We start from the raw sequence: 9,025 nt of genomic DNA on the forward strand, positions 1-9,025 counted from the left end.
GCCGCTGACCTATGCCGCCGAAGCCGCGGCGCGGCCGGCCGAACGTCCGGAGAAGAGGCATCCGCCCAGGAACGTGCCCTCGAGTGCCCGGTAGCCGTGGATTCCACCGCCGCCGAACCCGGCGGCCTCACCGGCGGCGAAGAGTCCGGGTACGGTCTGCCCGGCGGCATCCAGGACCCGGGACTGCAGATCCGTGTGCAGGCCGCCGAGGCTCTTGCGTGTCAGGACCGAGAGCCGGACCGCWAGCAGGGGACCGTGGCGMGGATCCAGCAGCCGGTGCGGCGGCGCCACCCGCATGATCTTGTCSGTGGCGAAACGGCGTGCGGCCCGGATCGCCGCCAGCTGCGGGTCCTTGCCCAGCCCGCTGGAAAACTGCCGGTCCCGGGCCCKGATCAGGTTCTCGAGRGACWCGGGGTCAATGAGYCSTYCGCCSGTCAAACCGTTCATTTGTTCGGCYAGSCCGGCGGGATCCGCTGCCTGCAGGAAGTCCACACCGTGGTCCAGGAACCGTTGCAGCGGGGTGTCGCTGCCGGGCTTCAGCCGGGCGGCCAGCAGCCGGACATCCTTGCCGGTGAGATCGGGGTTCTGCTCCGATCCGGAGAGCGCGAACTCCTTCAGGGCGATGGCCYTGTTRAGGACGAACCATGAATGGGARTGTCCCGTGGCCAGGAYGTGGCGAAGCGCCCCGAGCGAATCGAAGCCCGGAAACAGGGGAGCGGGGAGCGGCCGWCCCGTGGCATCCAGCCACATGGCSGACGGTCCGGGCAGGATCCTGATGCCGTGCCGCGGCCAGACGGGAGCATGGTTGTGGATGCCCTCCGGGTAGTGCCACATCCGGTCGCCATTGATGAGGCTGCCGCCGGCCCGGCCCACGGCCGGGAGGAAATCCCCGTCCACGGAAGCGGGCACGCCGCTCAACATCCGCTCCGGCGCCACGCCGCCGGGCCATTGCCTGCGGACCGAGCCGTGGTTGCCGCCAATACCGCCGCTGGTCACCACCACGGCCGCGGCCGCAGCCTCGAAGGCGCCGGCCGGGCGCCGCGAAGACTCTTCGCCCCGCCCCGCGCTGCTGGCCTCGAGCAGTTCGCCGCGAACACCGCTCACCCGGCCCGCGGTTTTCACGAGCTCGGTGGCACGGTGCCGGAAATGGAAGGAGACCCGCCCGGCGGCTTCGCCTTCGCGCAATTTGGCCAGGAACGGGGCCRCCAGGGCAGGGCCGGTACCCCACGCGACATGGAAGCGCGGGACAGTATTGCCGTGGCCGTCCGGGCCGTAGCCGCCGCGTTCGGCCCACTGCACCAAGGGAAACAGCCTGACGCCCAGGGCSGCGAGCCAGGCACGTTTCTCCCCGGCGGCGAAGTTCACGTACGCGGCCGCCCACTTCTTTGCCAGCGCGTCCTCCGGCCTGTCGAACCCGGCGGACGCGTGCCAGTCTGCGAGGGCCAGCTCCTCGCTGTCCCGGACCCCGAGCCGCCGCTGTTCGGGGGAGTTGACCAGGAACAGGCCGCCGAAGGACCAGTGCGCCTGGCCGCCGACGGAGGCTTCGGGTTCCTGGTCGAGCACGGCCACCCGCCTGCCGGCGGCGTAGGCCTGGGCCSCGGCGACGAGTCCGGCCAGGCCCGCGCCGACCACCACCACATCGGCCTCGATCAAGCGGCCCGGCGCGCCGCCGCCCGTTCCGACACCTTCATTGCTGGTCATGGCTTCATGCTAACTCGGGCCGGCGCCCTTCCGGGGCCCGTCCCACTGCGCGACCCACCTTACTCACACGGGCAGTCACACCGTCAGTCACAACTCCCGCCGGCCGGTGCGTTGGTTTGGTCTGCGCGGGCCGAACCGGAAAACTAGAGGCATGCGCGTATATCCCACATTCTTCCGGCTCGCCTTCTCCTGGATGGACGCCGAACGCGCCCATAAGATCGGGTTCAAGGCCATCCGGCTCGCCCACAGCTGCGGTGCAGGGCGACTGCTGCACAAGTTCACGGCCCCGGCGGCGTCCCTGCAGACACAGGCCTTTGGCCTGACCTTCCCGTCGCCGTTCGGGCTCGCGGCCGGCTTCGACAAGGAAGGCCACGGCATCGAGGCTCTGACCGAACTGGGCTTCGGCCACGTCGAAGTCGGCACCATCACCGGACAGGCCCAGCCCGGAAACCCGGCGCCGCGGCTTTTCCGCCTGGTCAAAGACCGGGCCGTCATCAACCGAATGGGCTTCAACAACGACGGCGCCGCGGCGGTCGCGCCGCGGCTGAAGTCCGCCAGGGCGGCCTTGCAGCGGCAGCACCCCGGTGTGCGGCCCGTGATCGGGGTGAACATCGGCAAGAGCAAAGTGGTTGGGCTCGAGGACKCGGTGTCGGATTACCTGATCAGCGCGCGCAGCCTGGCCCCGGCAGCGGATTATCTCGTGGTCAACGTCAGTTCGCCCAACACGCCGGGCCTGCGGCTGCTGCAGGACGTTGAGACCCTTCGCCCRCTGCTGGCAGCAGTGGGGGAGGAGGCGGACAAGGCGGCCGGCCGCCACGTTCCGCTGCTGGTCAAGATCGCGCCAGACCTCAGCGATGAGGACATCGACGACGTCGCGCGCCTGGCGCTGGACCTGAAGCTGGACGGCATCATMGCCACCAACACCACCATCGCCCGCAGCGGACTCTCCTCCAGCCAGGACAAGGTCGAAGCGTGCGGCGCCGGCGGGCTTTCCGGRGCACCGCTGAAAGCACGGTCCCWSGAGGTGCTGGCMAGGCTCAARTCCGTCACSGGCGGAGCCCTGACCCTGGTCTCGGTGGGCGGAGTCGAAACCGCCCAGGATGTGCAGCAACGGCTGGACGCTGGCGCCACCCTYGTYCAGGGCTACACGGCTTTCCTCTACGAGGGCCCSTTCTGGGCCGCCCGCATCAACCGGCTGCTGGCCAGCCACCCGAGCCGCCGCTAGGCGTTCAGGGCGRGCGGACCCAGACGCTGCGGCGCAACCCGAAGCCCGGGTTAACAGGGAAGCCCCCGGCAGTTCACTGAACTGCCGTGGGCTTCCCGGTTGAAGAATTCTAGGAGCGGATGATCAGGCGGGGAACTGGCCGCGGTTGACCTGGGGCTTGGGCAGGCGCAGGCGGCGGAACTGCAGGGAGCGCATGGAGCCGTACCAGACGGTGCCGCGCTCCACCTCGCCGAACTTTTCACCGAGCCGCTTCTTGAGCTTGCGGGAGAGGATGAASACGTCCACGAAGACCGCCAGGAACATGACCCAGAAGGCGCCCAGGACGTAGATCATCTGCGAGCTGGAAGCAGGCACCAGCAGCGAGATGACAACGAACAGCAGGGCGCCGAACATGAGGTACTCGCCCAGGCTGAAGCGCGCATCGACGTAATCACGGGCGAAGCGCTTCTGCGGACCCTTATCGCGCACGGGCAGGAACTTCTCGTCACCGCTGTCCATGGCCTGCCGCATCTTRAGCCGYTGGTCCGCGACGGCGGCGCGCTCGGCGGCCTTGGAAGCCTTGCGGTCCTCCGGCACGAGCGGGCGCTTGCGGGCCGCCTCCTGGGCGCTCCGCTTGGGCGTGGGTGCGCCCTTGCCGGTCACGGCGCCCCGGGCTGCTGCCTCGGCCGCCTGCTGGTCAACTACGTCCTGCGCCGTAGGCGCTTCCTTTTTACGTCCAAACACCCCTAAAGAATACCCCGCAGACACAGGCGCGAGACCCAGCCCACACGGCATTGGGCCAGTGATGACTTTGTTCAAGGTTTAGCGTGATCCAGCGCACGGGTAGTGTTTTGGCCATGACATCTTCTACCGCGGGGAACCCGCAGACCGCACTGGACCACGCCGGCACCATCGATGCCGAAGCCCTCCGTCAAGCCGTTACCGAATCGTTCGATCAAACGATCAGCCWRTTGACGGATCTTGTTGCCATCCCGGGCATCGCCTGGCCCAGCTTTGATCCTGCCCCGCTGAACCGCAGCGCSGACGCCGTCGCCGGCCTGGTGCGTGCCAGCGGATTCGACGACGTCCGGATCCTCCGCTGCGACAAGGAAGACGGGACGCCCGGCGGGCCCGCCGTCGTCGCACGCCGTCCGGCCGCCGAGGGCAAGCCGACCGTTCTGCTGTACGCCCACCACGATGTCCAGCCGACCGGCGACCTGGCGCTGTGGGACACCGACCCGTTCACSGCCGTCGAACGCGACGGCCGKCTCTTCGGCCGCGGTGCCGCGGATGACAAGGCCGGCATCCTGGCCCACATTGCTGCCTACTCGGCGGTKACGCGTGTGCTTGGCGAGGAACTTGGSCTGGGCGTRACGTTCTTCTTCGAAGGCGAAGAGGAAGCCGGTTCCCCGACGTTCCGGTCCTTCCTCGAGACCCACCGCGAACTGCTCCGCGCCGACGTGATCGTCGTGGCCGACTCCAGCAACTGGAAGGTCGGCATTCCGGCGCTGACCACGAGCCTGCGCGGACTGGTRGACGGCACCATCGAGGTCAAGGTCCTGGACCACGCGGTGCATTCGGGCATGTTCGGCGGCCCGGTACTCGACGCCCCSACGCTGCTGGCACGCCTGATCGCGACCCTTCACGACGACGAGGGCAGCGTTGCGGTCGAGGGCCTGGTGAGCCGCGATGACGTGCTCGTGGACCTCACCGASGAGGAGTACCGAACCGACGCGTCCGTGCTCGACGGCGTGAAGCTGGCCGGAACAGGGAGCATTGCGTCACGGATGTGGACCAAGCCCGCCCTTTCCATCATCGGCTTTGACGCCCCGGCCGTGGACGTGGCCTCCAATACCCTCCTGCCGCGGGCGCGGGCCAAGTTCAGCCTGCGCCTCGCCCCCGGACAGGATCCGGCGGCGGCAATGGATGCGGTGCGCAAGCACGTTGAAACCAATGCCCCCTTCGGCGCGCAGGTCGTGTTCACCCCGGGGGAGAGCGGCAACTCCTTCCTGACCGACACCAGCTCGAAGGCCGCGTCCGTGGCYATGTGGGCCCTCGGCGAGGCCTGGGGCGTTCCCGCCGTTGAAATGGGGATCGGCGGGTCGATTCCCTTCATCGCGGACCTGACAGAGCTCTACCCCGACGTGCAGATCCTCGTGACCGGGGTCGAAGATCCCGATTCCCGCGCCCACAGCGCCAACGAATCGYTGCACCTCGGTGACTTCCGGAACGCCATCGTCGCCGAGGCCCTGCTGCTGGCGCGTCTCAAYGAGGAAGGTGCGCTYTAGCCACCAGCCCGTCCCGGGCCGKCCGGGGGAACATCCAGCCGTCTCCCACAGTTACGTCAGGAGTTAGAGCTACAGGGCTGCGCGAAGTAGCATGTAGCTATAGCCCATACCGTTTAAGTAGGGGCGGGCACCGTGCGAACGGGGCCGCCACCACCGTTGCAAGAAGGTAGGCCATGAGCACTACAACCAATGAAAACAGCGCCGACGCCACTGCCGCTGAGGCCGGCGAGCTGGCCACGCATGAGGTCAAGCTGACCGACGTGGCAGCTGGCAAGGTCCGCAGCCTGCTCGAGCAGGAAGGCCGCACCGATCTGCGCCTCCGCGTTGCCGTGCAGCCCGGCGGTTGCTCCGGCCTGATCTACCAGCTCTACTTCGATGAGCGTTTGCTCGACGGGGACGYAGTGCGCGACTACGACGGCGTGGAGGTCGTGGTCGACAAGATGAGCGTTCCCTACCTCAGCGGTGCCAGCATCGATTTCGAGGACACCATCTCCAAGCAGGGCTTCACGATCGACAATCCCAATGCCGGCGGGTCCTGCGCCTGCGGAGATTCGTTCCACTAATTCTTATCCACTAAGGCCGGGCATTTTGCCCGGCCTTAGTGGCGCAGGATCCTCAACGAGCGGCGGCCATAAAAAGCTCCCGACGCACGGTGCGGACATGTGGGCGAAAACTCCCGGGGAGCGGTAAGCTCTACACCGAGTAGTAAAACTTTTCGTTTGCCCTGCCCGTAATTCGCGGGGCAACAGCAACAAGTAGGAAGGGCCGTCTGTGAGTTCGCAGAACCGAACCGGCAGCCGACGCAAACAGATCACTACGATCACTGGCTTGGCACTAGCCGGCGCGTTGGCTTTGACTGGATGTTCACCAGAGGTACAGAGGGGCTGGTTGCCCACCGAGCGTGACACCACAAATCACACTGGCCTCATCATGGACCTCTGGGTCAACTCATGGATTGCSGCGCTGGTCGTYGGCATCATCACCTGGGGCCTGATGATCTGGTGCGTCGTCGCCTACCGCCGCCGCAAGGGCACCGTGGGCTTCCCCCGCCAGAACAGCTTCAACCTTCCGCTTGAAGTGTTCTACCTGACGATCCCGCTGTTCATGGTCCTGGTGTTCTTYTACTTCACCGACCGCGACACCGCGTCGATCGATGACCGCTCCAAGCCGGCCGACGTCGTCGTCGACGTCCGCGGCAAGCAGTGGGCGTGGGACTTCAACTACAAAAAGGGTGAAGTCGTCACCGGGGACGTCCATGAAGCTGGCGTCCAGGCCCACCTGACCGGCAACGACGTGGACAAGGAAAAGCTGCCCACCCTGTACCTGCCGGTCAACAAGTCGATTGACCTCGAGCTCAACTCCCGCGACGTCATCCACTCCTTCTGGGTACCTGCGTTCCTGCAGAAGCGGGACATGATTCCCGGCAAGACCAACTACATCCGGTTCACCCCCACCAAGGAGGGAACCTACGACGGCAAGTGTGCCGAACTTTGTGGCGAGTACCACTCCGAAATGCTGTTCCGCGTGAAGGTTGTCTCCGAGTCGGAGTTCCAGGCGCACATGAACAAGCTGCGCCAGGACGGGAACACCGGCCTGCTCGGTGAAGAGTACGACCGCAACCCGGCCCCGACCGAAACCAAGTAAGGCGAGCGACGTGGCAACTTACACTCAATCCGCCGGGATCCTCGAGGCTCCCGTAGTACCGAAGTCCAAGGGGCGCATCGTCGTCAACTGGATCACCTCGACCGACCACAAAACGATCGGGTACATGTACCTGATCGCGTCGTTCGTCTTCTTCTGCTTCGGCGGCATCATGGCGCTGCTGATCCGTGCCGAACTCTTCGAGCCCGGCATGCAGATCCTGCAGACCAAAGAGCAGTACAACCAGCTCTTCACGATGCACGGCACCGTGATGCTCCTGATGTTCGCGACGCCGCTGTTTGCCGGGTTCACSAACGTCATCATGCCGCTGCAGATCGGTGCCCCCGACGTCGCGTTCCCGCGACTGAACGCGCTGGCCTTCTGGTTCTTCCTCTTCGGTTCAACCATCGCCGTGTCCGGCTTCATCACCCCGCAGGGTGCCGCGTCGTTCGGCTGGTTTGCCTACGCGCCGCTRTCCAACACGACGTTCAGCCCCGGCGTGGGCGGTGACCTGTGGGTCTTCGGCCTGGCGCTTTCCGGCTTCGGCACCATCCTTGGCGCGGTCAACTTCATYACCACGATCATCTGCATGCGYGCCCCCGGCATGACCATGTGGCGYATGCCGATCTTCACCTGGAACGCCCTCGTGACGTCCATCCTGGTCCTGATGGCCTTCCCGCCGCTGGCCGCCGCSCTGTTYGCSCTCGGCGCGGACCGCCGCTTTGGTGCCCAYATCTTCGATCCGGAGAATGGCGGTGCCGTCCTCTGGCAGCACCTGTTCTGGTTCTTCGGCCACCCCGAGGTGTACATCATCGCGCTGCCGTTCTTCGGCATCGTCTCGGAGATTTTCCCGGTCTTCAGCCGCAAGCCGATCTTCGGCTACAAGGGCCTGGTGTACGCGACCATCTCCATCGCCGCCCTGTCCGTAACCGTGTGGGCCCACCACATGTACGTCACCGGCTCGGTCCTGCTGCCGTTCTTCTCCTTCATGACGATGCTGATCGCTGTTCCGACCGGTGTGAAGTTCTTCAACTGGATCGGCACCATGTGGCGCGGTTCCATCACCTTTGAAACCCCCATGCTCTGGAGCATCGGCTTCCTGGCAACGTTCCTCTTCGGTGGCCTGACCGGCATCATTCTGGCCTCGCCGCCGCTGGACTTCCACGTCTCGGACTCCTACTTCGTCGTGGCCCACTTCCACTACGTGGTCTTCGGCACYGTCGTGTTTGCCATGTTCGCAGGCTTCTACTTCTGGTGGCCCAAGTGGACCGGCAAGATGCTCAACGAGCGCCTCGGCAAGATCCACTTCTGGATGCTGTTCCTCGGCTTCCACGGCACCTTCCTGATCCAGCACTGGCTGGGTGTCGARGGYATGCCCCGCCGCTACGCGGACTACATGCCGCAGGATGGGTTCACGTGGATGAAYCAGTTCTCCACCATCGCYTCGTTCGTYCTCGGTGCCTCGCTGATCCCGTTCTTCTGGAACGTCTACATCACCTGGCGCAGCAATGAGCGKGTGGAAGTTGATGACCCGTGGGGCTTCGGTGCCTCGCTCGAGTGGGCCACGTCCTGCCCGCCGCCGCGCCACAACTTCACYTCCCTGCCCCGCATCCGCTCCGAACGTCCTGCCTTGGACCTGCACCACCCGGAGCTCTCCCAGTCCTACACCGTCGACTCGCCWGCTCCGGCAGCAGCAGCCCTCGGTAACGCCGACCAGAAGGACACCGCCAAGTGAAACTCGAATCAAGAATTTTTGGCTTCGGCGTCTTCTTCTTTGTGCCGGTGGCGTTCATCTACGGTTACCTGACCCACTGGAGCGAATGGGTAGGCATCCTCGGAATCCTGCTCGTGGGCGGTCTCGCCGGCATGATCGGCGCGTACCTCGGCTTCACGGGCAAGCGCGTGGGCATGCGCCCCGAGGACCGCAACGACGCCGAAATCCATGAGGGAGCCGGCGAACAGGGACACTTCAGCCCCTGGAGCTGGTGGCCGCTGATGCTGGGCCTGTCCTGCGCAACAGGCTTCCTCGGCCTGGCTGTTGGCTGGTGGATMGTCTTCATCGCYGGCGGAATGGCAGTAGTCGCCCTGGTCGGCTGGGTCTACGAATACAGCCGCGGTGACCACGCGCACTAGCGTCCACCCGGACTAAAAGTTCATATTGCACGACGGCGGGCCCCACCAAATGGTGGGG

At 65.9% G+C, this 9,025-nt stretch carries 8 protein-coding genes; 6 read left to right on the forward strand and 2 right to left on the reverse strand.

What is annotated here, in order from left to right; genetic code table 11:
• Nucleotides 1-9 precede the first annotated feature (9 nt).
• Nucleotides 10-1,701, reverse strand: coding sequence for an FAD-binding dehydrogenase (locus tag AC1DEY_RS08695; RefSeq protein WP_476867590.1), 1,692 nt, complete (start codon nt 1,699-1,701; stop codon nt 10-12).
• 151 nt (nt 1,702-1,852) lie between these two features.
• Between AC1DEY_RS08695 and AC1DEY_RS08700 the strand changes: the two genes are divergently transcribed.
• Nucleotides 1,853-2,926 carry a quinone-dependent dihydroorotate dehydrogenase gene (locus AC1DEY_RS08700; RefSeq protein ID WP_476867591.1) on the forward strand — a complete coding sequence of 358 codons (1,074 nt, stop codon included), beginning with the start codon at nt 1,853-1,855 and terminating at the stop codon, nt 2,924-2,926.
• 123 nt (nt 2,927-3,049) lie between these two features.
• Here the strand turns inward: AC1DEY_RS08700 and AC1DEY_RS08705 are convergent, their stop codons facing one another.
• Nucleotides 3,050-3,649: a DUF3043 domain-containing protein gene (locus tag AC1DEY_RS08705; RefSeq protein WP_476867592.1), complete on the reverse strand. Its 600-nt coding sequence runs from the start codon at nt 3,647-3,649 to the stop codon at nt 3,050-3,052.
• A 113-nt stretch (nt 3,650-3,762) separates the two neighbouring features.
• On the opposite strand from AC1DEY_RS08705, the gene AC1DEY_RS08710 reads away from it, so the two are divergent.
• From AC1DEY_RS08710 to AC1DEY_RS08730, 5 genes are all read left to right on the forward strand, one after another.
• Nucleotides 3,763-5,193, forward strand: coding sequence for a M20/M25/M40 family metallo-hydrolase (locus AC1DEY_RS08710; protein WP_476867593.1), 1,431 nt, complete (start codon nt 3,763-3,765; stop codon nt 5,191-5,193).
• A 173-nt stretch (nt 5,194-5,366) separates the two neighbouring features.
• Nucleotides 5,367-5,756 carry a HesB/IscA family protein gene (locus AC1DEY_RS08715; protein ID WP_476867594.1) on the forward strand — a complete coding sequence of 130 codons (390 nt, stop codon included), beginning with the start codon at nt 5,367-5,369 and terminating at the stop codon, nt 5,754-5,756.
• 208 nt (nt 5,757-5,964) lie between these two features.
• Entirely contained in the window at nt 5,965-6,837 is an 873-nt protein-coding gene (ctaC, locus tag AC1DEY_RS08720) for an aa3-type cytochrome oxidase subunit II (RefSeq protein ID WP_441408961.1), read from the forward strand.
• Nucleotides 6,838-6,847: 10 nt separating this feature from the next.
• On the forward strand, nt 6,848-8,569 hold the full coding sequence (gene ctaD / locus AC1DEY_RS08725) for an aa3-type cytochrome oxidase subunit I (protein WP_476867595.1): 1,722 nt from the start codon (nt 6,848-6,850) through the stop codon (nt 8,567-8,569).
• The gene (locus AC1DEY_RS08730) at nt 8,566-8,967 is read left to right on the forward strand and encodes a cytochrome c oxidase subunit 4 (RefSeq protein ID WP_441408959.1); all 402 of its coding nucleotides are present in this window, start codon (nt 8,566-8,568) and stop codon (nt 8,965-8,967) included. Before ctaD ends, AC1DEY_RS08730 begins: the two co-directional genes overlap by 4 nt.
• Nucleotides 8,968-9,025: the final 58 nt, after the last annotated feature.

Source organism: Arthrobacter sp. 05T47 (genome assembly GCF_056395825.1).